Genomic DNA, 23,646 nt, shown 5'->3' with positions numbered 1-23,646 from the left:
AATGTTTTCGTGCCCTCTCCAACCGGACTTAAGATTCGATATTTTCAACAACTGTAGCAATTCCTTGACCAACGCCAATACACATCGTCGCTAATCCGCGTTTTGATTTGCGTTTTTTCATTTCATGAAGCAATGTTGTCAGAATTCTTGCCCCGCTTGCTCCTAATGGATGACCTAGGGCAATTGCCCCGCCATTGACATTCACGCGCTCAGGGTTAAGCTCAAGCTGTTTCATGCATTCCAGCGATTGTGAAGCAAACGCTTCATTCAATTCAACAAGGTCAATATCGTTGACGTTAAGCCCAGCTCTCATTAATGCTTTTCTTGAAGCTTCGATAGGTCCCAATCCCATAATTGCCGGTTCCAAGCCTGCGGTTCCGCAAGATACAAAGCGCGCCATCGGTTTAATGCCTAATTGTTCCGCTTTTCTCGCGCTCATTAACAGAACAGCTGCCGCTCCGTCATTAATACCTGAAGCATTCCCGGCAGTGATCGTGCCCTCTTGAAAAATAGGTTTTAATTGACTTAGCTTTTCAATCGTCGTATTTGGACGCGGATGCTCATCTTGATCAATTGTCGTCGGCTGACCTTTTCTGTCATAAATAGTGACCGGTACGAGCTCTTCGGCAAAACGGTTGGACTCCATCGCCTTTTTCGTTCGCATTTGGCTTGTATAAGCAAATTCGTCCTGTTCTTCACGGGTAATCCCGAACCTCTTGGCAACGTTCTCTGCCGTTTGCGGCATACTGTCTGTTCCAAACTTTTCTTCAAGCTTATGATTGATAAACCGCCAGCCAATGGTTGTATCAAATAATTCTTGGTTCCCTCTTGGAAAATCCGCTTCGGGCTTTGCCATAACAAACGGTGCACGGGTCATGCTTTCAGTTCCCCCGGCAATATAAATATCACCGTCGCCGACCATAATCGCCCGTGCTGCAGTATTAACAGCGTCAAGTCCGGAACCGCACAGCCGATTAACCGTTGAACCTGACACATGAACAGGCAGATCGGCCAACAAGGCAGCCATTCTTGCAACGTTCCGGTTCTCTTCACCTGCTCCGTTGGCATTTCCAAAAATCACTTCCTCAATGTCTTGAGGAGGCAGCTTAGGCTGTCTTTCAATTAGGGCCTTTATCACAATGGCAGCTAAATCATCAGGTCTGACCGATTTAAGCGCTCCCCGGTAACGGCCAATCGGCGTTCTGACAGCATCAACAATCACAACTTCTTCCATCAGCTTCTAACCCCTTCCTTTTTCGAATAGTCGTAAACACCTATACCCGTTTTCCGGCCAAGCCGCCCTGCTTTAACATATTTCTCAAGTAAAGGTGCCGGGCGGAACTTTTCTCCTAATTTTTCATGTAAATAGCGTAAATTATTTAGTCTTGCATCTAAGCCGACAAGATCAGCTAATTCCAATGGCCCCATCGGAAAATTGAGTCCCAGCTTAATCGCCTTATCAATATCTTCAGCTGTTCCAACACCCTCTTGCAGCATATAAAATGCTTCGTTGCCGATCATGGCGCTCATCCTGCTTGTTACAAAACCCGGAAATTCATTGACAACAACCGTTTCTTTTCCCATTTTCTTAGCTGCCTTTTCGACATATGCAGCCGTCTCATCGCTTGTCTCCAACCCTCTAATAATCTCAACCAGCGGCATTTTATGTACCGGGTTAAAAAAATGCATGGCAATCACAGAGGCCGGCCTTTTCGTAAAAGAACCAATTTCTGTCGGACTCATTGTTGATGTATTCGTTGCTAAAATACAGTGTTCGGGCGCATGAGCATCAACCGTTTCAAAAACAGATTTCTTAATATCAATTTTTTCGGGAACAGCTTCAATGACAAGATTTGCATCTTTAACAGCAGCTGCCAAGTCAGTGACATAAGTCATTTTTTCTTTTGCGCAAGCTGCATCATACTCGCTTATCTTATGACGCTGTATGCCTTTTTCAAACAGTGTTTCTATTTCCGATTTAGCGTTGGCAAGAACATCCTTTGAAACATCAACAAGGCTTACGATGCAGCCGCCCAGTGCTCCTGCGTAAGCAATGCCGCGCCCCATAACACCTGAACCGACAACAACTAGTTTTTCGCTCATGTTCACTCTCTCCATTCATAAAACTATCAATTTAGAAAATAACGATGTTTTAAAAGGCGAACCCTAAAGTTCGCCCCTCTAAAATTAGACTTAAAATACAAGTTAAAAAGGAGGACAAAAAGAGCCAAGCTGCTGCCTGAATACCTTCCCTGTTGCTTTGCTACGAGAAGTGGTGATGCTTCCTTAAGTACACTGCGGCAAAGGAGCACACACGTTAATAACTCTTTTTCCCTGACTTTTAAACATCCTATTAAAGATTAAAAGGATTCAGCGGCTTAGCCCCTGTATAAGACAGAACACTTTTTGTTTCCGTATAGAGATCAAGACTTTCTATACTTAACTCACGGCCGAATCCGGATTGTTTATATCCTCCAAACGGTGTTCCAGGAAAGGCTGAGAAAGGAGAATTAACCATAATAATGCCAGCCTGGATCCCATCAGATACCCGCTTAATTAATCCCTGGTCTTTTGCCCAAATAGCAGCAGCAAGGCCATATTTTGTATCGTTAGCAAGCTTAACAGCTTCTTTTTCATCCTTAAAGGTCATGACAACAACAACTGGCCCAAAGATTTCTTCTTGGGCAACAGTCATGTCATTGGTGACGTTTGTAATAACAGTCGGGGCATACCAATAACCATTTTCGTAACCGTCAACTTTAACAGATTCACCGCCGGTTACCACCGTTGCGCCTTCTTTCTTCGCTGTTTCAACATATTGATGAATTTTATCTAATTGCCCTTGGTTAATAATTGCACCAATGTGAGTATCTTGGGACATTGGATCGCCAAGCTTTAATTTCTTCGTTTTATCTATAAATTTCTCCATGAATTCATCATAGATGCTTTCGTGAATAAACAGGCGTGACCGCGCTTCACAAGATTGTCCTGTATTATAGAAAATACCAAACAGAGAGCCGTCAACTGCCCCATCAATATCGGCATCCGGAAAAACAAGATTAGGAGATTTACCGCCAAGCTCCAAGGTTACCCGCTTCAATGTTTCTGAAGCTTTCGCCATAATATCCTTTCCTGTCGCGGTTTCACCCGTAAATGCGACTTTGTCAACGCCTTTATGTTCTACTAAATAGGAACCGATTGAAGCGCCGGGACCTGTAATGACATTGACGACACCGGCAGGTACACCTGCTTCATGGCAAATTTCTGTAAGAATAATCGCAGTAATCGGCGTAAGACTGGCCGGTTTTAAAACAACAGAACAGCCGGCGGCAATAGCCGGAGCAATCTTCCACGCAGCCATCATGATCGGATAATTCCATGGAATAATTTGACCGGCAACACCGATCGGTTCTTTTTGCGTATAGTTAAAAAATGGTCCCGGCATATTGTTCACTGTTCCCCGGTGGCCGACAATTGCTCCGGCATAAAACTCAAAATCTTCGATAGCCTGCATAACTTGCCCCTGCGCAGCCATCAACGTTTTACCGCTGTTTATAATCTCAATTTCTACTAATTCATTAAATCTTTTTCTCATTATCGACGCAATTTTATTCAAAACACGTGCCCGCTTGCCTGCCGGATACCGTTTCCATTTACCGTGATCAAAAGACTGGCGGGCGGCTTCAACAGCGCGGTCAACATCTTCTTTGCCGCCTTTAGGTACCTCGGCAACAGCCTCGCCTGTAGCCGGATTGTAAACCGTAAAAGTTTCATTAGATAAAGCGCCGACCGTTTCCCCGTTAATGACCATTTTATATTCTGATCTTTTCATATCAGTTGGAAAAGTTGCTGCTTCTTTTAATGTTTGGCTCATGTTAAACCGCTCCTTCAACTATTAGAAGATTTTTTACTTTATCCCGGTGCAAAGGGCAAAAGTTGTCTATTCAAGCAGTGCCTTCACTAACCATCAGCGGTGGATGAAGAAACCCCCGCTGATGGAAGTTTTAATTTATTTACCTTTAAATTCGGGTTTTTGTTTATTTAAAAATGCCTGTACGCCCGCTTTATGATCTTCAGTCATTCCGGCTGTGGCCTGGGCATAGGCTTCATATTCAAGCATTTGGCTAAGATTTGTTTCATAGCTTTGCTGCATATACCGCTTGATTAAACCAACAGCTTTCGTAGGCATTTTAGCCAACCGTTCGGCAAATGCTTGGACACCTTGTTCAAATTCATCTTGCGAATAAACCTTCGTCACAAGCCCAAGCTCTTTTGCTTGATCGGCATTTATTTTTTCTCCTAAAATTGCCAGCTCCATTGCCTTGGCATACCCGATGATTCGCGGTAAGTAGTAAAGGTTTCCTGAATCCGGAACCAACCCGACATGGATAAAAGCCTCAAGGAAGGAAGCCTTATCAGAAGCAATACGGAAATCACACGCCAAAGCCAGACTTAATCCCGCTCCTGCTGCTGCGCCGTCTATAGCAGCAATGACCGGCTTTTCAAGGTATGCCAGGCGTTTGACCATCGGATTGTATCTGTCCCGCAGTACATCTCCAAAATCTGTCTCTGAATCAATACCGCTTAAATCTTCTCCGGAACAAAAGGCTCTTCCCGCTCCTTGAATAACAACTGCTCTGACTTCGTTGTCCTTTTCAATTTGTTTTATTATTTGAACAATCTCTTTGTTCATTTGCTCATTAAAAGCGTTAAGCTTATCTGGACGATTTAAAGTTAACCATCCAATCTGATTGTTAACTTCAAATAAAATTGTTTCCAATCATATCCCTCTTTCATTGTCCGCGAAAATTCGCAGGTCTTTTTTCAACAAAAGCCTTCATGCCTTCTTTTTGATCCTCGGAAGAAAATAATAAGTAAAAGTTCTTCCGTTCGTACTGCATAGCTTCATAAACATTGACATCAACGGCTTTATTAACCGTGTCTTTAATAAGTCTCAGTGACAGCGGCGGTTTTTGGGCAAGCTTGGCTGCAAAGCGTTCAGCTTCATTAAAGAGCACTTCTTCAGGAACAAGCCTGGTAATCAGCCCGTAATGGAAGGCAACAGAGGCTTCCATTTGTTCCCCGGTACACAGCCATTCAAGCGCCTTCGTCCTTCCCATTGCTTTTGTTAAACGAACGGTACCGCCGGCGCCGGGCATAACGCCAAGATTCACTTCAGGAAAACCAAATCGGGCATTTTCAGCCGCGAAAATAAAATCACAGCTTAAAGCAAGTTCGAAGCCGCCGCCTAATGCAAAACCGTGAACTGCAGCGATTACCGGTTTTTTTATCTGGCTTATTCGGTCCCACTCAGCGAATTGATTTAATAATTCAAGTTTTATTGGCGTATCATGAGCCATTTCATCAATATCTGCCCCGGCTGCAAAAGCCCGCCCGCTTCCTTTGATTAAAATTACCCTTGTATCATGGTCACGGTCAAATTCAGTAAGCGCTGAGACAATTTCGGAAACCATTTGCCTGTTCAGAGCATTTAAAAGTTTAGGCCGGTTAAGTTCAATAAACCCAATCCCGTTTTGTTGCCAAGACTTAATAAACTCCGGTTTACCCATCAACTTCCTCACCAATCATCATTGTAACGATATCTCCGGCAAATGACATAACATCTTTGCCGGAAGCCTTAGCTTCATCAGTTTTCAAGGCCTTTTTCATAGCTTCATGGCTTTCATAATACATTTCACAAAGTAAATAATATTCGCTGTCTCCCATTGGAGAACCCGTAATTTTTGTGACCTCCATTTTTTGTAATCCAGGAATTTTCTTCGTAATCGGAGTATGGACATTTTTATAGTGCTCATCAAATGCTTCTTTATCCTTCGGTTGTTTATATAGTGCGATCAATTTTACCATCTTCCACCAATTCCCTTCTGTTTGGATTGAACGTTAATTTTAAAGAAAACTTGGCTGGTTCCAAGCCTTAAGGCGTAGGCAACTGCCTAGTACTCCAGAGCACAAGTCTCGCTAACTCACTTTGTTCGAAGTCTCGCTTCGTTGCACTTATACTTGGAACTTAAAATTGGACCCTGCGTCGAGTAAGCAACGCGGTTGCCAATTTATACTTTCCAAACGTAAAACAAACTTAAGAACTCATGTCTTGCGCGACAGGCTTCATCGCTTCAAATGGATTCTTGCAGCTACGGCAATATAAGATGCTGCGGCATGCTGTCGGACCGAAAATATTTTCCATCGTTACATAAGTGGAACCGCAATAAGGGCAATCAATTTCCCATGGATCACCTTCCCTATGGTGAGCCGGCGGAGGCGAAATACCGTATGCTTTGAGCTTTTCGCGTCCCTCCGGACTGATTCTGTCTGTTGTCCACGGCGGATTAAAAGTAAACTGAACGTCTACTGTCTGAATACTATCAATCTTCGACACAGCGGTCTTAACTTCCTTTTCGATCATATCCAAAGCCGGACAACCGCTGAAGGTAGGCAACAGATTAATCGATGTATGGTCTCCGGTTACCGTAACCGCTTCCAACATTCCCAGCTCGACAATACTGATCGATGGAAGTTCGGGATCCTTGACACTTTCTAAGACATGACGAATTGCTTCCCTTAAGCTATTGTCATTTTGTGCTGGTGTCACGATGTCACCTTCTTTCTTTTTTACCAGGCTATAGCTTTTGGATCAGAAATATACACTTCACTTAATGTTTTTAGTGCATGTTCAAGGTCATAAGTATGGACGCCGGCCCTTCCGTCACCGCGTTTCATTTGCGGTTCTGTATCAAGTTTAAAATTAACTGATTTAAAATGTTTTTGAATACGCTCTGTAAATCGTGTTTTTAATAATTCTTCGTTTTCGATTAATCCGGAATGCACAATCTCATCACCGTAAGGTCCAAGCGTCAACACCCCGCCAAAATCATCCCAAACTTTGAAAATAGCGGCTTCCATCTTCTTTCTCGCTTGATCCGTACTTGTCATTAACTGATTGAACCAGACTTCCCAGTGCATTAAATGATAATATTGTTCAGTTAAAATTTTGCGTGCTGCTTGAGCTAATGGTTCATAAGATGATTGTTTCAAAGATTCTAAGCGGACCTTCTTCGCAACGTCATAGAAAAAGTGCCTGATAACCGTGAAAGCCCAATCGTAATGAGGCGAGTCTAAATATTCACCGGAGCCGTTTTTTTCTTCTAAAATAATAGCGTTTCTGAATTTTTCCGGCGGTCTCATGTGTGAAAGTTCATCTGCTTTGCCTTCTCCCAATTCTTCAAGCAGTTGATAGTACATGACGGCATGGCCCATTGTATCCTGATTAATCGAAGAAAAGGCGACATCTTCCTCAATATGCGGTGCAAGGCCAAGCCATTCCGATCCGCGATGAGCATGAATAAAATCGTCATCCGCCAATTGATATAAAAGTTCAATCACTGCTTTATTTTTTTCTGAAACAGTCATGCCTCCTTCTCCCCCTTTGTCAAAGTTTCTTTATCATTTTCTTTGAATGCCCGCCATCTTTTATTCAGATCGGCATAACCTTTCGTTTCCCGATAAGGTTTATCAAGCTTTTTCAGTGCTTCTTTTTCTGATTGTGTGAGTTTTCTGATGTTTGATCGTTTGACAACCCATATATCAACGGCCGGTTCACGGCGGAAAAAGTTTTCTTTGGCCATAATTAAAGCCATTTCTTCATTAGGCGCGAGCAGACTAAATTGATATTGAACAGGTGATCCGTCCTTTTTCTTACTGAACACTTCATATTCTTCATAAAATGCTTCTGATTCATGATGAGCCATATTCAAAGTAACCACCTTCCGTTTTAGATGTTGGAGGTAAGAAGTTAGAAGTTGGATGATAAGCTTTCCTTTGAAGAATTGACTTCTAGCTTCCCGTTTTTGTCATTTTGTTTGTGTGTCCAAGCGCTTCTCTCACCCATTCATTTTGTTCGTAGGAAATTTGTCTTAAATGCAGCCGTTCATTTGACTTTGGACCATTGCCCGAAACGATTTCCTTAAATTCATTCCAGTCAGGCTCTTGATATATCCACTCTTGTTTTTCTTCATCAAAGCGAATGGTTTGATCAGGAATATTTAAACCGATCAGTTTCATTTTAGGCACATATTTTGTTAGGAACTCTTGTCTAAGCTGTTCATTGGTCTTCGTTCTCAGCTTATATTTAATATTTTTATCAACATTGGAATGACCGGTATCTTTTTTCGATTTAGGGCCAAAAAACATTAACAAGGCATCCCACCAGCGGTCAACTGATTCTTGAAGCATTTTCTTTTGCTCCTTAGTACCTTCAGCTAACGACAGCACAAGGCTTTCGCCGTGCTTAGCATGAAATGATTCCTCTTGACAAATCCTTTTTAACGCTCTTCCGTAAGGACCGTATGAAGTATCAAGCATCATTGTTTGTGACAGGATAGCCGCGCCATCAACCAGCCAAGCTATAACTGCAGCATCAGCCCATGTCGGGGAAGGCATGTGAAAAACGTTATGAAACTTCAAACGCTTGCTGAACAGATCTTGCATAATATCTTCGCGATTTTTCCCAAGCGGCTTCATAAGATCTTCTGCAACCCTTAGCAGCAGCTGGCCATGCCCCATTTCATCTTGAACTTTCGCCATAATCGCAAGCTTACGGTTCAATGTCGGCGCTTTAGGTACCCACTCCTTCTCTGGAAGCGCTCCCATTATTTCGCTAATACCGTGCATCGAAATCAACCGAATCAGCGCCTGCCGATAATCATCCGGCATCCAGTCATCCGCTTCAATTTTTTCCCCTCTATTAATCCGCTCCATAAAATGCTCATACTTTTGCTCATCATTCAATTCGTCAAAAGTCATTTGTCCTATCAATTAGTACACCACCCATTATATGACGTTAATTTAACGTTATTATAATATATCGTTATGTTAATTTCAATATTTACCCATTTTAAAATTTTTTACGTACTTACTGTACAACCGGTCCGTCTGACAATTCTTTTTTTCGCAGATCAACAACCCTGACTGCCTTTCCTTCAGATCTTGGTATTGAACCCGGTTCTAATACATTCACATTGATAGATACAAGGCACTTGCTTTTTAGCAAATGCGAAATTCTGCCTTTCAGCTGAAGGATTGAATCATGATTTAAATTTTGTTCAATCTCGCCATAAATCGAAGGATGAATTTCAACATTAAGCGCTACTTCATCCAACCGTCCTTTTTTTGATAAAGCTAATTGATAATGCGGCTGTAATTCTTCAACTTGTAAGAGGACATTTTCAATCTCAGATGGAAAAACATTAACCCCTCTAATAATTAACATATCGTCGATGCGGCCTTTGATCCTCGACATCTTAGTTGTTGTTCTTCCGCATCCGCAAGTTTCTCTTGTAATAGACGCAATATCTCCGGTACGGTAACGGATCACCGGCATGGCTTCTTTTGTTAAACTTGTAAACACAAGTTCTCCAATCTGGCCGTCAGGAACGGGTTCAAGGGTTTCCGGATCGATCACTTCAACGTAAAAAAGATCATCCATAATATGGAGACCATCCTGTATTTCATGGCATTCAACAGCAACCCCCGGCCCCATAACCTCACTTAGTCCATAAATATCGACTGCTTTAATATCTAGCCTTGCTTCCAACTCTTTACGCATTTCTTCAGACCAGGGTTCCGCACCAAAAATCCCGTACTTTAAGCTTGTTTCTTTCGGGTTTTTCCCCATTATTTCCATCTTATCAATGATATTTAAAATATAAGATGGCGTACCGGTAATGATTGTCGGCTTAAAATCTTCAATCAGCATGATCTGTCTTTCGGTATTGCCTCCAGAAACAGGAACTGTTGCCATTCCCAGCTTTTCTGAACCATAATGCAGACCAAGACCGCCGGTAAACAAACCATATCCGTAAGCATTATGAAGGACTTCACCGGGTTTGCCGCCAGCCGCCGCAATCGCTCTGGCTGCAGCCTCCGCCCAGTTATCAATATCGCGCCGTGTATAACCGGCAACAGTCGGTTTCCCGCTTGTGCCAGATGACGCATGAATCCGAATAATATCCTTTTGCTGGACCGCAAATAATCCAAAAGGGTAATGATCACGTAAATCTTTTTTAACTGTAAAAGGCAGGCGGGATATATCTTCTAATGACTGGATATCATCTGGAATAACATGATGCTTTTTAAAGGATTCACGATAAAAGGGTACTTTTTCAAAAACCGTACGAATAGTTTCTTTTAGCCTGCGCAGTTGAAGCGCTTTCATTTTTTCTTGAGCCATTGTTTCCTTTTCTTTATTAAAGATCACGCTTTCCACCTCTTTCAATTCAATTACAGTACTAATTAACAATATGACGTGAAATAACCGATGGTTTAACTAAATGTAATATCTATATTAATCATAAATTTCTGTCTAATAGTTGTCAAGAAGTTCTGAATATTGCAGAGGGTAAAAAAATAATCCGCCATAGGCGAATTATTCAAAACAGCATATTGACAAATTCTTCTTTGCTTATTTTTCCAAGATAATGTGAGGCATCTATATCTTTTAACGCGTTCATCATATCTTCGTGTTTATATTTACTTCCGACGAGCCGTTTTTCAATATCATTAATATCGCCGACGGCAAAAAAGTCCCCATAGATGGTTGCTTCTTCAATGACGCCTTTTTTTACTTCCAAACGAACGTCTACTTTACCGGATGGAAATCGTTTTGTTTGCTTTACATTAAATTTAGGCGATTTGCCGTACACCCAATCCCAGTTCCGGTAACGCGTTTCAGCGATTTCCATAATCCTTTTCCAATCCTGTTCAGTCAAATGATACTCGGGAATGTCATCTTCATCTTTAAAAATATATTTTAAAAGCGTTTGCTTAAACTGATGGATGTCCATGTCTTCTTTTAAATGTTCTCTTATATTAGTTACCCGGCTTCTGACTGATTTAATCCCTTTTGAGAGATATTTTTCCGGATCGGGATTTAACGCTTTGGCGACATTATCCAAGTTAACATCGAACATCAGCGTCCCATGGCTGTACATCCGTCCTCTTGTTGAAAACTGTGCATTGCCGGATATTTTCTTGCCATCAACTAATAAATCATTGCGTCCCAACAGTTCCGCATTAACCCCCATATGGTGAAGGGCTTGAATAACCGGTTCCGTAAATTTTTTATAATTATTAAAGCTGTTGCCGTCATCTTTCGTAATAAAGCTAAAACTTAAGTCGCCCTCATCATTGTAAACCGCACCGCCGCCGGACAATCTCCGGGCCACTTGAACATTATTTTCTCTTACATAATCCATATTGATTTCTTCAACAGTATTCTGGTTTTTTCCGACAATGACTGTTGGATTCATACTGTAAAATAAAAGATAGGTTTCATTAATATCCAGCTCTGTTAACGCGTATTCTTCTATTGCAAAATTTATCGTAATATCCATAATGTCTTGGTTATTGATGTATTTCAAAAAACAGACCTCCTATCAACACTTGACATTCTCCATTAATAAACCAATTGAATAAAATCCTCTTTTGCCACCTCGCCGAAATAATGCTTTATATCCACATCATTAAGCGCTTCTTCTATATCAGCCTTGGCATATTTAATCCCTGTTAACCGTTTTTCTATATCATTAACGTCTCCAACGCCAAAAAAATCACCGTAGATTTTGCAGCTGCGGATCATGCCTCTTTCAACATTCAGACGAATATCTATTTGTCCAATTGGAAAACGGTGTGAGTGTTGAATATTAGAGGATGGAGACTTACCATAATTCCACTCCCAATTTTTATAACGTTTATTTGATATGTCGCGAATGTTCTCCCAATCTTTTCCAGTTAAAAGATATTCACGAACTTCTTGTCCGGCATAAATACCTTCAAGAATTTTTTGTTTAAACCCCTCTATGGCCATCGGTTCATCCATATAATCTTTAATATTTGCAACACGGTTGCGGATGGACTTAATACCCTTTGATTTTATTTTCTCCATTTTAACGTTTAATGCCCGAACAACATCTTCAATGTTAGAATCAAACATTAACGTTCCATGGCTGAACATCCTTCCTTTAGTGGCAAATTGCGCATTACCGCTGATTTTCTTTCCATCAACCATGAGATCATTGCGCCCTGATAATTCAGCATTAACACCCATGTCCTTTAAGGCCTGAACAACCGGCTCGGTAAATTTCTTAAAGTTATGAAAGCTGTTGCCGTCATCTTTAGTAATAAAACTAAAGTTCAAATTTCCCCGGTCGTGATACACAGCACCGCCGCCTGAAAGTCTTCTCACAACATAGATTTGTTCACGTTCTACAACATCTGTATTAATTTCTTCAATGGTATTTTGATTTTTGCCAATAATAATTGAGGGATCATTAATATAAAACAACAGATACATCTCATTTTGGTCCAAATAACGCAAAATATATTCCTCTATTGCCAGGTTAATCCTTGGATCATGTATATCCTGATTATCTATGTAAATCATTATTTTAACCTCCTGAACAGGTATAAAGACCGACCCATTAAAACATAATATGACATATTGTTATTATATCCGCTTTGTATTTTACCATATTATTAATTGGAAATATAAAGGAAACTTGCCGATAATATAAACCAAAGTCTTGTTAGTTTTTTCATGATCCTTTATACCTATATTTGAATAAACAAATTTGAAAGCTCGTGAAAAGGGCCAATTCAGACAGCTTTTAATCTTCCAACATTATGCATTTTTGGGGACAGCGTTTACATAACGTGATACAATAATTAACCGTGGACAATTTTCGACATCTTAGAGGTGATGACATGCAGAACAATATGAAGCGAAATATTGGCGCTTTCGCTCTTACCATGACCGGAGTTGGTTCAATTATCGGGTCCGGCTGGTTATTCGGTGCATGGAAGGCTGCAAAGATTGCTGGTCCTGCAGCTATTTATGCGTGGATTATTGGAACAATTTTAATTTTATTTATAGGCTTATCATTTGCCGAGCTTGGCGGAATGTTTCCTGAAGCAGGCGGTATGGTCAGATACGGTCAATTCTCACACGGTTCACTTGTCGGCTATTTGTCCGGCTGGGCAAACTGGATTGCGATTGTTTCGGTTATTCCGGTAGAAGCCGAAGCATCTGCACAATATATCAGTTCATGGCCTTTTGCTTGGGCTCATACGCTCTATAACGGAAAAGAACTGTCAACGGCCGGGTTATTAATATCAGCGTTTCTTATCATTGTTTATTTCTTTTTAAATTACTTTACAGTTTCTCTGTTTGCACGTGTCAATACTGTTATAACAATATTTAAGTTTATCATCCCGGCATGTGTTATTATCGGTTTAATTGTTACTAGCTTTAACAGCCACAACTTTACACAATATGGCGGTTTTATGCCAAACGGCTGGTCAGGCGTCTTAACTGCCGTATCTATTTCAGGGATTGTTTTTGCCTTTAACGGCTTTCAAAGTCCAATTAATATGGCCGGAGAAGCAAAGAATCCTAACCGCAACGTTCCCCTGGCTGTAGTATTATCAATTTTATTGGCAGGCGTCATTTATGTTTTATTACAAATTACATTTACAGGCGGTGTTACGCCAAGCATGGCCAAACACGGCTGGGCAAATATTAATTTAAACTCTCCATTTGCTGATCTGGCAATGGCATGGGGTTTAAACTGGTTAGTCATTTTACTTTTTGCTGACGCAGTTGTATCCCCTTCTGGTACTGGTGTTACATATACCGCAACGACTGCAAGAATGATTTACGGTATGAACCAAAATGGTTATTTCCCTGGTATTTTTGGGAGAGTAAATAAAAAGTCAGGTATACCCCGGCCAGCGATGTGGTTTAACCTTGTCGTATCCTTTATATTCCTGTACCTTTTCCGGGGCTGGGGGCAATTGTCTTCAATTATTTCAATTGCAACTTTAATCTCTTATATGACAGGTCCAATCTCAGTGATGGTATTCCGCAGGCATAGAGAATATATTAAATCTCCGCTTAAAATTAAAGGGATGCCAATCATTGCACCGCTCGGTTTTATTGCATCAGCAATGATCTTTTATTGGGGGGCATGGCCGCTCACCGGTAAAGTAACATTAATTATTATTATTGGATTGCCTATATACTTCTACTACCAATATAAAAACAATTTTGAAGGCTTTAAAAAAGACTTTAAAGCAGGTATTTGGTTTATTATCTTCCTCATATGGATGATCTTTATATCTTATATTGGAAGCGAGAAATTCGGCGGCTTAAATATCATCCCTTTCGGATGGGACTTCTTAGTCATCGCTGTCTCCGCCATCATCTTTTATATTTGGGGTGTACGCAGCGGCTGGGTTACAGATGCCCTTAAAAGAGGCAATGAACAAAACCATGAAAGTGTCGTTGAAAATAAATAAAGTACAACCCTTTTGCACGAACGCAAAAGGGTTTTTTTGCTTAGAATATACTATATAAATATCCCTTGATAATTTATTTCGGAAAATTCAAACAAAAGGAAGGTATAAAAAATATAAAGGTTTCACAAACTGTAAACGAGGTGATAAAAATGAGCCTTTTTAATGCCATATCCAATTGGAGATCTGAAAAATATAAAAAGCATGTATCCAAGATGCAGGCATTAGGTAAATGTCCTGATTGTAACGGAAAAGGTTATATGACGATATTCGATTATGAATATGCTGCACCATTTAATTGCCAAGGCTGCGATGGTAGCGGTTTATATTCAGATTGGGAACAAAGTCGCGGCGTTGAACAATAAAGTAAACTTGCCAACCGGCAAGCCTCAAGCCTTTTCCTTAATACCTTTTAAAATATTTATCAGTTTGTTGACTTCCTCCTTAAAGCTCCATAAATAACTTCTAAAAAAATATTTATTATAAAAAATTTTTATATATTTCCCATAAAAATATGTATTTTATTTATCCTTGTGAATGAATTAAAATGAGTTTCAAGAAAAGCAAAAGGATATGAAATAAACAGTTAATATCTTATTAACCATCCTTAATTTTTATTTATTTCATTCCGCTAACTTTAAGGAGGCAGATCTATGAAACAACTTCATTACGATGTAATTGTTGCAGGAGCTGGAAACGCTGCTTTATGTGCAGCAATATCGGCACGGGAGAAAGGAGTCAGCGTACTTGTACTTGAGCGCGGCCCTAAACATAAAAGAGGCGGAAATTCATTTTTTACAGATGGGGCCATTCGATTTGCTTATCAAGGTATAAAAGACATAAGGAAAATCATCCCTGATATTAGTGATGAAGAAGCTGAGAAAATTCACCTGCCCGTATATAGTGAAACCGAATACTATGATGATCTTATGAGAGTGACCGAAGGCAAAAGCGATCCTGAATTAGCAAAACAATTAGTTTCTAAATCTTATGAAACTATTAAATGGATGAAAGATAATGGCATCATTTTTGAACTAAATTACGAGAATCAATCCTTTGAACAAGAGGGAAAGCATCACTTTTGGGGCGGTCTTCCAGTCAAAACAAAAGACAAGGGCGTCGGGCTTATTAAACAATTAAACAAACGTGTTGAAGAACTTGGGATTGATGTTTGGTATGAATCCCGTGCGGTAGAAATTGTGGCTGATAATAATCAAATTACGGGAATTGTTGTTCAACAAGAAGGAGAAAAATTAACAGTCAATACAAACAGCATCGTCTTAGCTTGCGGCGGTTTTGAGGCTAATAAAACTATGCGGAATAAGCACCTTGGTTCTGAATGGGATACGGCTATTGTCAGGGGTACTGAATATAATACCGGGGACGGGCTTTCAATGGCTTTAGCAATAGGTGCCGGGACATTCGGTGATTGGTCTGGGTGCCACTCCATTGGGACTGACTATCAAGCGCCAAGAGTTGGGGATTTTACAAAACCCGGAGATATTTATAAAAAACATTCCTACCCTTATAGTATCATGATTAATAAGGAAGGGGACCGGTTTGTTGATGAAGGAGCTGATTTACGTAATTACACTTATGCTAAGTATGGACGTGAAATTTTAAAACAACCTGGCCATATTGCTTATCAAATCTACGATTCACAGGTACGCCCAATGCTTCGCAAAGAGTATGATCTTGAGGAAGCCACTTGCTATAATGCTAACAGCCTTGAAGAACTGGCCGACTTAATTCCAGTTAATAAAGTAAAGTTCCTGAAAACAATTAAGGAATACAATAATGCCGTGCAAGAGGGAGAATACAACCCTACAGTTAAAGATGGCAAAGGAACCATCGGCATTAATCCTCCAAAGACAAATTGGGCATTGCGAATTGAAAAAGCACCATTTTACGCATTCCCGGTTACTTGCGGAATTACCTTCTCCTTTGGCGGATTGCGTGTTAACACAGATGGAGAAGTATTAAATACTAAAGGCGATCCTATTAATGGACTCTTTGCCGCAGGTGAAATGATTGGCGGTATTTTCTATCATAATTATCCGGGAGGATCCGGTTTAATGTCTGGCGCTGTTTTTGGTAAATTGGCCGGTGCTTCTGCAGCTCGCTATTCTCAAGAGAAAAAATGCTTAAAAATAAACTAGCGCTTAATGAATAAAAGTAAAACAGTGAGCCTAATTCTTAATAATTAGGCTCACTGCTTTATTTTAATGTTTTGAAGGTAATCATTATTATAATCCTTAAAGAAATCAAAAAAGGCCGCTACAGCAGCAAACTTCATTGAACTATCCCAACAATAAACCCATGTTTGTCTTTCCACAGGTCTGCCTTGTTTATTATAAAGAGGATACGTAAACAATTCTCTTTCATTTTTTAAGCAAGTCCCAGGAAGAATAGCATAACCCAGCCCCTTTTTTACCATTTCTTTGCATGTTTCTAGATTGTCAACAGCCATAGTAATTTTTGGGGGTTCTTGAAAGCTCTCTTTCCACCAACTGTCAACTAAAGCTTTTAAGGAAGAATCTGTTTTATAATAAATACGTGCCAGTGCTGGCAGGTTTTCAATTTCGAGGGGTTCTTTGGAGGCGGCCAGTATGGGTTCATTTGAAAGCAGCCATTTCTTCTCATGCCAATGCCTTTCCCCCCTCATAATGGCAATGTGAATATCACCTTCTACTAAAATTTGTTCAATTTCTGAACTAAAACCAGTAATTACATTAATATCAACTTCTGGATATTCATTAAGAAAATCTTGGAGCATTTCCGGCAGCATATAGCGAGCAATAATGGAGGAAACACCGAGCTTTAACGTTCCCTTCACTTTAACTTCCATTGATTGAAGCTTTTCCTTTGTTTCTTCTAATTGTTTTACCATGTTTTGAGCATATTGAACAGCAATTTCTCCTTGTGGAGTCAGATGAAGTCCGGAACGATTACGTATAAAAAGCTGACTTTGAAAATAACTTTCCAATTGTTGAATCCGATAAGAAAGAGCAGGCTGAGAAATATAAAGTCTTTCCGCAGTTTTAGTAATATTTCTTTCCTCATTCAAAATTGTCAATAGTACCCAATCTTTGTCATTCATATAGTTTCTACCCTCTTTCTCTTAAATCCAATACTTTAATTATAAACTAAGTCTATCACCTTAACGAACCAATATTAAAAATATTCCCAAATATTTTTATAAAATATTTGGGAATCTCGTGTATTAAAATAATGGCTATTCAATTTTATGATGCATGGATATCTTCTAAATGCCGCTGTTTTGTCCGGGCACCAAAGAACCCGATGGCAACAGTTGTAGCAAACCAGCATAAAGCAATAAAAATAAAAACGCTGATATAACCAAATCCTGTGTAAATTGCTCCGATCAATAACGGCCCTACAGTATTAGATAATCTTCCAACTCCATAACTCAGACCGCTGCCTGAAGCGCGCGCTTCTGTAGAAAACAATTCAGCATTGTAGGCATACAGATTAGATGAAAAAATTCTTTCTATAAAGTTAACCAAAAAACCAAACAAAATGATTAAAACAGGAATAAACGTCAAACCGTATAATAGACCGCATATTGCAATAATAGTTGATGAAATCGTAATAATCCATTTTCGATCAATTTTATCAGAAATCATTGATCCAGCTAAAGCTCCTAGAGGTGCACCTACTGTTATAAGCGTTGAAAAAATCAACGTATGACTTAAGTCGATACCTTGTTTTGATAGAAGGGTCGGTACCCAAGAACCAAAACCATAAAATCCCAGCGTCTGGAATATCCATACTAAAATAAGTAGAATGGTTACTTTAAGATTTTTGCCTTTAAACAATTCCGAGAACGTCGCTGACTTGACACTCGTTATTTCCCTTGGTTTTGAAGGGTTGCTTAAGGCTCCCTTTTTCTTTTGAGCTAACTCTTCAATTTCGCACATAATATTTTCAGCCTCATCATGTCGACCATGTTTCTCAAGCCATCTAGGTGATTCTTTAAATTTCGGCATAAAGAAAAGAAAGATTACGCCTAGGGCCCCCCATACAAATACCAATCGCCATCCCCAAGAAGCGATCGGGACAACCTGACTAGAAATAAATGATGTGATTGGAATTCCAACTAAACCGACAGTTATACAAAGTCCTTGATATTTACCACGAACAATAGAAGGAAAAACCTCACTAATGTAGGTATTAGCTACTATCGTCAAGGCTGATAACCCAACACCTGTTAAGCAGCGAAAAATACCTAATGATAGAGGATCCCAAGCTAGCGCATTTAACATAGAGAACAGTGAGAAGAAGACACCGGAATAGATTAAAGCTTTTTTTCGTCCAAGCCGATCTGCGAACCATCCTCCAAAGGTTGCTCCAATAAACATCCCCAAAAAAGTGGTTGAAGTAATAACTGCCACTGTACTGACAGAAAGCCCCCATGATTTAATTAAGGCCGGCGCCGCAAATGAAAATGTATTTAAGTCAGCGAACTCGAAAAAATATATAAATGCAAGTGCAAACAATGCTTTCCGATGGAAAGAAAAAATCGGTAAACGGTCAATTCGATTTGGTATATTCAAGAACGACGGATTGACATCGCTTACATTTTGTTGAATAGTCATTTACTTTCCCCCTTATGCTTTTCGTTGTTAATTTCTAATAAAAACTATTAAATTTACCTGATATTTTTAATAATTGACCATCACCTCCCTTGTAAACTTAATTATTTTACTTATTGGCCTTATCCAGTAACAGAATTGGTACCTTTCTTAGAAATAATAGTATTCTCATTGTGGATGTCACTCTCAGTTAGTACAGATGCAGGAATATAAGCATAGCCATCCATTAAGCGCCTTGCTGTTCGTCCAATGGCACAGCGTATTACTTGATAATCTGAACCTGTCATTTCTAATTCCGACTCGAGGTATAATTGCCCTGATGGATGACCGATCCGAAGACGGTCTTGTGATATATTAGCTGGTAAAACTTGATTTGGAATGGTTCCTTCAATTTTTGCTGATGCGGCTAAGGCAACTGCTCCGCTAACTGCGAATGCTTTATGGAGTGATCCCATACTTATATAACGGGCTAGAATATCTATATCACTTTGATCAATCGTTTGATTACTCATGGTTCTATAGCTCTTGGGAGGAGAGACAAACGCAATCTTGGGAAGAGCATGAGTAGATGGTGAAATGCCATTTTCGTTTTGGATGATACCAATTCGTCTGCCAGCCTTTACTCTTATTTGTTCTAATGTTTCCAATATCTCTGTTGCAGAATCAATATCCTCTTTTAATTCATTTCCTAATAAGCCTAATTCCCTAGCATCAACAAAGACAACAACATTTGCCGCATCAATGATGCTGACATGGAATGTACGGCCATCATTAAGCTTTATCAAATCTTCAGGATGGCCTGTAGGGAGTAACTTACCTGTTAATGCTCCTTCTGAATGCGGGAAGTTGAGCATAATCCTTGCAGATGAACCCGGAACACCGTCAATTGAAAAATCTCCTTCATATTGTACCTGCCCGTTAAATACTGGAATCTCAGCGATGATAACCTTTTGAATATTAGTATTGAAAATCCGGACTCTCGTAATAGGCTCCGTTAGTTCAATATATCCCTCTTCCACTGCATAGAGTCCTACCGCTGTTGCCATATTTCCACAAGTTGGTTCATAATCTATCACTTCCTTATCAAGACTGACTTGACCAAATGTATATGTAATGTCTGAATCTGGAAAGGTTGGCGGTCCAACAAGAGCCAATTTACTTGTCAAAGAGGTGCCGCCTCCTAATCCATCAATTTGGTCTTGGTCGGGACTGCCAAATATTCTTAAAATCATACGGTCACGCTTATTTGGTTGAGAAGGAAGATCTATTTTTCGAAGAATAGCCCCCTTGCTGGTTCCGCCACGCATTAAAGTACAAAATACACGATAATGGTTTCCTAGATAATACATAACCTAACCCCCTAATGACGGTTGCAATAGATTTATTGATTTGGTTGTATATTCAGAATAATGCAAGGGGCTCGATAAATAAAATACATGTTTTTTATTTATTTATATAAAAAAATTTTATTTATTAATTGAGATTGAATTATAGTAATTACCTTAAGGATTATTAGATTGTGTAAACTTTTCTTCATCTTGATCTAATAATTTTACCTTTTGAAATTCCTAATTTTATTAACTGCCGTTTCTTTCATCGCCTGAATTTTTTATTTGCTACGTTTTTGTTTTACTAGGGTAATTATTAGGTAATATAATAATATTTCATCGTATACATTTGTTCGGAAAGTACTTTTATATTTTCTGAATAGCAATTGACTATTGGAAAGGATGATTATTGTGGATTATATAAGTATTGGTGAATCTGATATTCAAGCCTCCCGAATCGGCCTTGGCACATGGGCAATCGGCGGTTGGATGTGGGGCGGAACAGATGAAGAAGACTCGATTCGAACCATTCATTCTGCTCTGGATCGCGGAATTAATTTGATCGATACAGCGCCTGCTTACGGTTTCGGACATTCGGAGGAGATTGTCGGCAAGGCGGTTAAACAATATGGCAAGCGGGACAATGTCATAATAGCGACAAAAGTTGCGATAGATTGGAATGATAACGGCCCTTATCGAAATGGATCTAAAGAACGGATTTTTAAAGAAATAGACGATTCGCTGCGGCGCCTTAACACCGACTATATTGATCTATATCAAGTTCATTGGCCGGATCCGCTCGTTGATATTGAGGAGACAGCTGAAGCGATGAATAAGCTTTACGAAGAGGGTAAAATCCGGGCTGCAGGTGTCAGCAACTTTTCCACGGAACAAATGGATGCGTTTCGGAAAGCAGCACCTCTGCATACTGATCAGCCTCCTTACAACTTATTTGAGCGCGAGATCGAAAAGGATATCCTTCCCTATTGCAAACAAAATAACATAACGACATTATTGTACGGGAGTCTATGCCGGGGCATGTTATCAGGAAAAATGTCAAAAGAGAGAGTTTTTCAAGGGGATGATTTGCGCAATACTGACCCTAAATTTCAAGAACCCTGCTATTCTCAATACTTAGAGGCAGTAGACAAATTAGATAATTGGGCTCGTAAACATTACGGCAAACGGATCATTCATCTTGCTATTCGCTGGATTCTTGATCAGCCGGGAGCGGAGATCGCCTTATGGGGAGCAAGACGCCCGGACCAGCTTGACCCGGTAGATGAAGCTTTTGGCTGGGCGTTAACGAGACAAGATTTAAAAGAAATTGACCGGATCATTAATGAAACCGTTAATAACCAGGCCGGTCCGCCGGATTTTATGGCTCCGCCCACCCGCGAACAAATTTAATCTTAAGTGACTTACTTTAAAAATTTATTTTCCATGTCATTTTTCTAAACATTTATGAAGGCACCCTGGAAGCTTCTTATTTTTCCGGGTTCCTGTTTTTAACAAACCTTAAACAATTGGACTTTGGGGATTTTCAATTTGATTTGTTTTTCTAACAGGAATATTTTTCGTAGCCAAGCTTACTATGATCGTCACGATTACATTGATTAACAAAGCAATAAATCCTGAATTAATATCCTTTATTGTCTGCGGTACAAATGGCAGAAGAGAACCTATTGTTTCACCAGATATCGTTATATATAAAACAACAAGTTCACCGACTATTATCCCTGAGAATGCACCATATTTATTTACAAAATTGTTTTTTATAAAACTGCAAAATAATGTGGGCGCCAATTGAATAACCAAACCATAGGACATAATGTTAAGAATTGCGAGAGCACTCCCGCCGTTGATTGAAAAATATAAAGAAACAGCCACTATAACAAGAATGAAAACTTTTAAGATGATCGATTGCTGCTTGTCAGTCGCTTTTGGTACAAAAGTTTTGTAAAGGTTTCTCGTTAATCCCGTTGCAGAGGATAAGATCATGACTGAGGTAGGAACCAAAGCTGTCAATAGCCCTGCAGCACCAATAAAACCTATGATCCATGGATTAAAAGTATGAATGGCAAGGCTTAATAGTGAGAGATCTCCATCTTTTAAACCTGGAATTTGAATGATCGCTGCATAACCTACGAAAAAGACGAACAGTAATAATAGGGTGTAAATAGGCAGCGCAATGGCATTTTTACGAATCGTTCTTTCTCCCTTTGCCGATAAAATAACCATAAACGAGGTCGGCATGATGTAAAAACCAATTGCATTTAATAGAACCGTCGATATAAACCAAGAGCTGCTCAAACCTTTATCCTGCAGAGTAAGTAATTCCGGCTTGGCTTTCTGAACGGCTTCAAACATCGGGTGAATACCGCCAAAGTAATGATATGGAATATATAAACCTATACATACAACAACAATTAAAATCATAAAATCTTTAATGATTGCCGTCCAGGCGGATCCATGGATACCGGAAATCATCACATAAATTGTGACAACAACCGCCCCTAATAAACTTGCAACCGCGGGAGAAATAGCACCGTATGATGCTTCAGAAACAATAATTCCCAACCCTTTAAATTGAATAACAATATACGGGACTAGAGCTATCCCTCCTACAATGGCAACCAAAACCCCCAAATAAGGGCTGCGATACTTAGCAACAAAAAAGTCAGGCTGTGAAACTATATTATTCTCTTTGCCATATTTCCAAATCTTTGGCGCTAACCAGTAAGATAAAACATAAGCCAAAAAGATATAAGTAGGAACATAGTAAGCGGCAGCGCCTTTCGAATAGGCCCAACCGCTCCCGCCAAGGAAAGTGAATGTCGTATAAATCTCGCCGGCTAACAGTAAGAATACGAATATTCCTCCGAATCCCCGGCCGCCTACAGCCCATTGTTCCATATTCATGTCTTTTCCTTTTCGGGCATTTACCCCTAAATAAAGAGCGATAAGCAGAAATACAAGGATAATTAATAGAGCTATATTCATTTTGTATCACTCCTTTTATTATCCGGATCAAATTTATATACAACTGCTAAAATGACAGATGATAATACCATCCATGATGTGATCCAAAAGAGCAAAAAAGGTAATCCCAGAACATAAGGTTCGACCCTGTTTGCCATTGGCAAGAAACATAATACCCCTATAAAAGGGATCAAAAGCAGGAGCTTAATGGTCTTCATTAAATATCCTCCCTTGTAAATGGCTGACTATACTTTCCTCAACCAAACTTCTTTAAAATCATATCAGCCCGTTAATCAAATTGTACTTCCTAGTTATGGTGTTCCTTTGTATCTATTAATAGGTAACACCAAAAT

Annotated in this window: 22 protein-coding genes; 4 read left to right on the top strand and 18 right to left on the bottom strand. The window is 39.7% G+C overall.

Annotation, left to right across the window (positions count from 1 at the left end; translation table 11 throughout):
* Positions 1-28 precede the first annotated feature (28 nt).
* The 13 genes from ACFQRG_RS01815 to ACFQRG_RS01755 form a co-directional block, all read right to left on the bottom strand.
* Complete coding sequence (locus ACFQRG_RS01815; RefSeq protein ID WP_380963021.1) at positions 29-1,234, bottom strand: thiolase family protein; 1,206 nt, start codon at positions 1,232-1,234, stop codon at positions 29-31.
* The gene (locus ACFQRG_RS01810) at positions 1,234-2,103 is read right to left on the bottom strand and encodes a 3-hydroxyacyl-CoA dehydrogenase (protein ID WP_380963019.1); all 870 of its coding nucleotides are present in this window, start codon (positions 2,101-2,103) and stop codon (positions 1,234-1,236) included. The genes ACFQRG_RS01815 and ACFQRG_RS01810 overlap by 1 nt, the downstream gene beginning before the upstream one ends.
* Positions 2,104-2,353: 250 nt before the next feature.
* Positions 2,354-3,874 carry an aldehyde dehydrogenase family protein gene (locus tag ACFQRG_RS01805; protein WP_380963017.1) on the bottom strand — a complete coding sequence of 507 codons (1,521 nt, stop codon included), beginning with the start codon at positions 3,872-3,874 and terminating at the stop codon, positions 2,354-2,356.
* A gap of 135 nt (positions 3,875-4,009) precedes the next feature.
* On the bottom strand, positions 4,010-4,780 hold the full coding sequence (locus ACFQRG_RS01800; protein WP_380963015.1) for an enoyl-CoA hydratase-related protein: 771 nt from the start codon (positions 4,778-4,780) through the stop codon (positions 4,010-4,012).
* Between the two features lie 13 nt (positions 4,781-4,793).
* Positions 4,794-5,570, bottom strand: coding sequence for an enoyl-CoA hydratase/isomerase family protein (locus ACFQRG_RS01795; RefSeq protein WP_380963013.1), 777 nt, complete (start codon positions 5,568-5,570; stop codon positions 4,794-4,796).
* Positions 5,563-5,868, bottom strand: a complete 306-nt coding sequence (locus ACFQRG_RS01790; RefSeq protein WP_380963011.1) for an EthD family reductase — start codon at positions 5,866-5,868, stop codon at positions 5,563-5,565. The genes ACFQRG_RS01795 and ACFQRG_RS01790 overlap by 8 nt, the downstream gene beginning before the upstream one ends.
* 229 nt (positions 5,869-6,097) lie before the next feature.
* On the bottom strand, positions 6,098-6,610 hold the full coding sequence (gene paaD, locus ACFQRG_RS01785; RefSeq protein WP_380963009.1) for a 1,2-phenylacetyl-CoA epoxidase subunit PaaD: 513 nt from the start codon (positions 6,608-6,610) through the stop codon (positions 6,098-6,100).
* Positions 6,611-6,630: 20 nt separating this feature from the next.
* Positions 6,631-7,428: a 1,2-phenylacetyl-CoA epoxidase subunit PaaC gene (gene paaC / locus ACFQRG_RS01780; RefSeq protein ID WP_380963007.1), complete on the bottom strand. Its 798-nt coding sequence runs from the start codon at positions 7,426-7,428 to the stop codon at positions 6,631-6,633.
* The gene (gene paaB, locus ACFQRG_RS01775; RefSeq protein ID WP_380963005.1) at positions 7,425-7,766 is read right to left on the bottom strand and encodes a 1,2-phenylacetyl-CoA epoxidase subunit PaaB; all 342 of its coding nucleotides are present in this window, start codon (positions 7,764-7,766) and stop codon (positions 7,425-7,427) included. The genes paaC and paaB overlap by 4 nt, the downstream gene beginning before the upstream one ends.
* Positions 7,767-7,851: 85 nt before the next feature.
* Positions 7,852-8,820, bottom strand: a complete 969-nt coding sequence (gene paaA / locus ACFQRG_RS01770; RefSeq protein ID WP_380963245.1) for a 1,2-phenylacetyl-CoA epoxidase subunit PaaA — start codon at positions 8,818-8,820, stop codon at positions 7,852-7,854.
* 109 nt (positions 8,821-8,929) lie between these two features.
* On the bottom strand, positions 8,930-10,246 hold the full coding sequence (gene paaK, locus ACFQRG_RS01765; RefSeq protein ID WP_380963243.1) for a phenylacetate--CoA ligase PaaK: 1,317 nt from the start codon (positions 10,244-10,246) through the stop codon (positions 8,930-8,932).
* A 199-nt stretch (positions 10,247-10,445) separates the two neighbouring features.
* On the bottom strand, positions 10,446-11,435 hold the full coding sequence (locus tag ACFQRG_RS01760; RefSeq protein WP_380963003.1) for a lipoate--protein ligase: 990 nt from the start codon (positions 11,433-11,435) through the stop codon (positions 10,446-10,448).
* A 35-nt stretch (positions 11,436-11,470) separates the two neighbouring features.
* Positions 11,471-12,457 (bottom strand): lipoate--protein ligase, encoded by a 987-nt coding sequence (locus ACFQRG_RS01755; RefSeq protein WP_380963001.1) that lies wholly within the window; start codon positions 12,455-12,457, stop codon positions 11,471-11,473.
* 320 nt (positions 12,458-12,777) lie between these two features.
* Between ACFQRG_RS01755 and ACFQRG_RS01750 the strand changes: the two genes are divergently transcribed.
* The 3 genes from ACFQRG_RS01750 (at position 12,778) to tcuA (ending at position 16,526) form a co-directional block, all read left to right on the top strand.
* Entirely contained in the window at positions 12,778-14,370 is a 1,593-nt protein-coding gene (locus tag ACFQRG_RS01750; RefSeq protein WP_380962999.1) for an APC family permease, read from the top strand.
* Positions 14,371-14,519: 149 nt separating this feature from the next.
* Positions 14,520-14,732, top strand: a complete 213-nt coding sequence (locus tag ACFQRG_RS01745) for a methionine aminopeptidase (RefSeq protein ID WP_380962998.1) — start codon at positions 14,520-14,522, stop codon at positions 14,730-14,732.
* 288 nt (positions 14,733-15,020) lie between these two features.
* Complete coding sequence (tcuA, locus tag ACFQRG_RS01740; RefSeq protein ID WP_380962996.1) at positions 15,021-16,526, top strand: FAD-dependent tricarballylate dehydrogenase TcuA; 1,506 nt, start codon at positions 15,021-15,023, stop codon at positions 16,524-16,526.
* 50 nt (positions 16,527-16,576) lie between these two features.
* Here the strand turns inward: tcuA and ACFQRG_RS01735 are convergent, their stop codons facing one another.
* The 3 genes from ACFQRG_RS01735 to ACFQRG_RS01725 all read right to left on the bottom strand — a co-directional run bounded on the left by ACFQRG_RS01735 (position 16,577) and on the right by ACFQRG_RS01725 (position 20,332).
* Positions 16,577-17,467 (bottom strand): LysR family transcriptional regulator, encoded by an 891-nt coding sequence (locus ACFQRG_RS01735; RefSeq protein ID WP_380962994.1) that lies wholly within the window; start codon positions 17,465-17,467, stop codon positions 16,577-16,579.
* 145 nt (positions 17,468-17,612) lie between these two features.
* On the bottom strand, positions 17,613-18,986 hold the full coding sequence (locus ACFQRG_RS01730) for an MFS transporter (RefSeq protein ID WP_380962992.1): 1,374 nt from the start codon (positions 18,984-18,986) through the stop codon (positions 17,613-17,615).
* 119 nt (positions 18,987-19,105) lie between these two features.
* On the bottom strand, positions 19,106-20,332 hold the full coding sequence (locus ACFQRG_RS01725; RefSeq protein WP_380962990.1) for a 2-methylaconitate cis-trans isomerase PrpF family protein: 1,227 nt from the start codon (positions 20,330-20,332) through the stop codon (positions 19,106-19,108).
* A 390-nt stretch (positions 20,333-20,722) separates the two neighbouring features.
* Here ACFQRG_RS01725 and ACFQRG_RS01720 point away from each other — a divergent pair, with 390 nt between their 5' ends.
* The gene (locus tag ACFQRG_RS01720) at positions 20,723-21,721 is read left to right on the top strand and encodes an aldo/keto reductase (RefSeq protein ID WP_380962988.1); all 999 of its coding nucleotides are present in this window, start codon (positions 20,723-20,725) and stop codon (positions 21,719-21,721) included.
* A 108-nt stretch (positions 21,722-21,829) separates the two neighbouring features.
* Here the strand turns inward: ACFQRG_RS01720 and ACFQRG_RS01715 are convergent, their stop codons facing one another.
* Both ACFQRG_RS01715 and ACFQRG_RS01710 read right to left on the bottom strand, forming a co-directional pair.
* Positions 21,830-23,314 carry a sodium:solute symporter family protein gene (locus ACFQRG_RS01715; RefSeq protein ID WP_380962986.1) on the bottom strand — a complete coding sequence of 495 codons (1,485 nt, stop codon included), beginning with the start codon at positions 23,312-23,314 and terminating at the stop codon, positions 21,830-21,832.
* Complete coding sequence (locus tag ACFQRG_RS01710) at positions 23,311-23,511, bottom strand: DUF3311 domain-containing protein (protein WP_380962984.1); 201 nt, start codon at positions 23,509-23,511, stop codon at positions 23,311-23,313. The genes ACFQRG_RS01715 and ACFQRG_RS01710 overlap by 4 nt, the downstream gene beginning before the upstream one ends.
* Positions 23,512-23,646 lie beyond the last annotated feature (135 nt).

The sequence above is a fragment of the Scopulibacillus cellulosilyticus genome, from assembly GCF_042665295.1.
In the GTDB taxonomy this organism is placed as follows: domain Bacteria; phylum Bacillota; class Bacilli; order Bacillales; family Sporolactobacillaceae; genus Scopulibacillus_A; species Scopulibacillus_A cellulosilyticus.
This window is presented reverse-complemented; position numbering and strand designations above follow the sequence as displayed.

What these genes read in the sequence shown, in the direction of transcription:
- ACFQRG_RS01710 (WP_380962984.1), bottom strand. Translation starts at nt 23,511, where the DNA reads ATGAAGACCATTAAGCTCCTGCTTTTGATCCCTTTTATAGGGGTATTA.
- ACFQRG_RS01815 (WP_380963021.1), bottom strand. Translation starts at nt 1,234, where the DNA reads ATGGAAGAAGTTGTGATTGTTGATGCTGTCAGAACGCCGATTGGCCGT.
- ACFQRG_RS01810 (WP_380963019.1), bottom strand. Translation starts at nt 2,103, where the DNA reads ATGAGCGAAAAACTAGTTGTTGTCGGTTCAGGTGTTATGGGGCGCGGC.
- ACFQRG_RS01755 (WP_380963001.1), bottom strand. Translation starts at nt 12,457, where the DNA reads ATGATTTACATAGATAATCAGGATATACATGATCCAAGGATTAACCTG.
- ACFQRG_RS01715 (WP_380962986.1), bottom strand. Translation starts at nt 23,314, where the DNA reads ATGAATATAGCTCTATTAATTATCCTTGTATTTCTGCTTATCGCTCTT.
- ACFQRG_RS01735 (WP_380962994.1), bottom strand. Translation starts at nt 17,467, where the DNA reads ATGAATGACAAAGATTGGGTACTATTGACAATTTTGAATGAGGAAAGA.
- paaK (WP_380963243.1), bottom strand. Translation starts at nt 10,246, where the DNA reads ATGGCTCAAGAAAAAATGAAAGCGCTTCAACTGCGCAGGCTAAAAGAA.
- paaC (WP_380963007.1), bottom strand. Translation starts at nt 7,428, where the DNA reads ATGACTGTTTCAGAAAAAAATAAAGCAGTGATTGAACTTTTATATCAA.
- ACFQRG_RS01805 (WP_380963017.1), bottom strand. Translation starts at nt 3,874, where the DNA reads ATGAGCCAAACATTAAAAGAAGCAGCAACTTTTCCAACTGATATGAAA.
- ACFQRG_RS01750 (WP_380962999.1), top strand. Translation starts at nt 12,778, where the DNA reads ATGCAGAACAATATGAAGCGAAATATTGGCGCTTTCGCTCTTACCATG.
- ACFQRG_RS01725 (WP_380962990.1), bottom strand. Translation starts at nt 20,332, where the DNA reads ATGTATTATCTAGGAAACCATTATCGTGTATTTTGTACTTTAATGCGT.
- ACFQRG_RS01790 (WP_380963011.1), bottom strand. Translation starts at nt 5,868, where the DNA reads ATGGTAAAATTGATCGCACTATATAAACAACCGAAGGATAAAGAAGCA.
- paaA (WP_380963245.1), bottom strand. Translation starts at nt 8,820, where the DNA reads ATGACTTTTGACGAATTGAATGATGAGCAAAAGTATGAGCATTTTATG.
- ACFQRG_RS01730 (WP_380962992.1), bottom strand. Translation starts at nt 18,986, where the DNA reads ATGACTATTCAACAAAATGTAAGCGATGTCAATCCGTCGTTCTTGAAT.
- paaB (WP_380963005.1), bottom strand. Translation starts at nt 7,766, where the DNA reads ATGGCTCATCATGAATCAGAAGCATTTTATGAAGAATATGAAGTGTTC.
- ACFQRG_RS01795 (WP_380963013.1), bottom strand. Translation starts at nt 5,570, where the DNA reads ATGGGTAAACCGGAGTTTATTAAGTCTTGGCAACAAAACGGGATTGGG.
- tcuA (WP_380962996.1), top strand. Translation starts at nt 15,021, where the DNA reads ATGAAACAACTTCATTACGATGTAATTGTTGCAGGAGCTGGAAACGCT.
- ACFQRG_RS01745 (WP_380962998.1), top strand. Translation starts at nt 14,520, where the DNA reads ATGAGCCTTTTTAATGCCATATCCAATTGGAGATCTGAAAAATATAAA.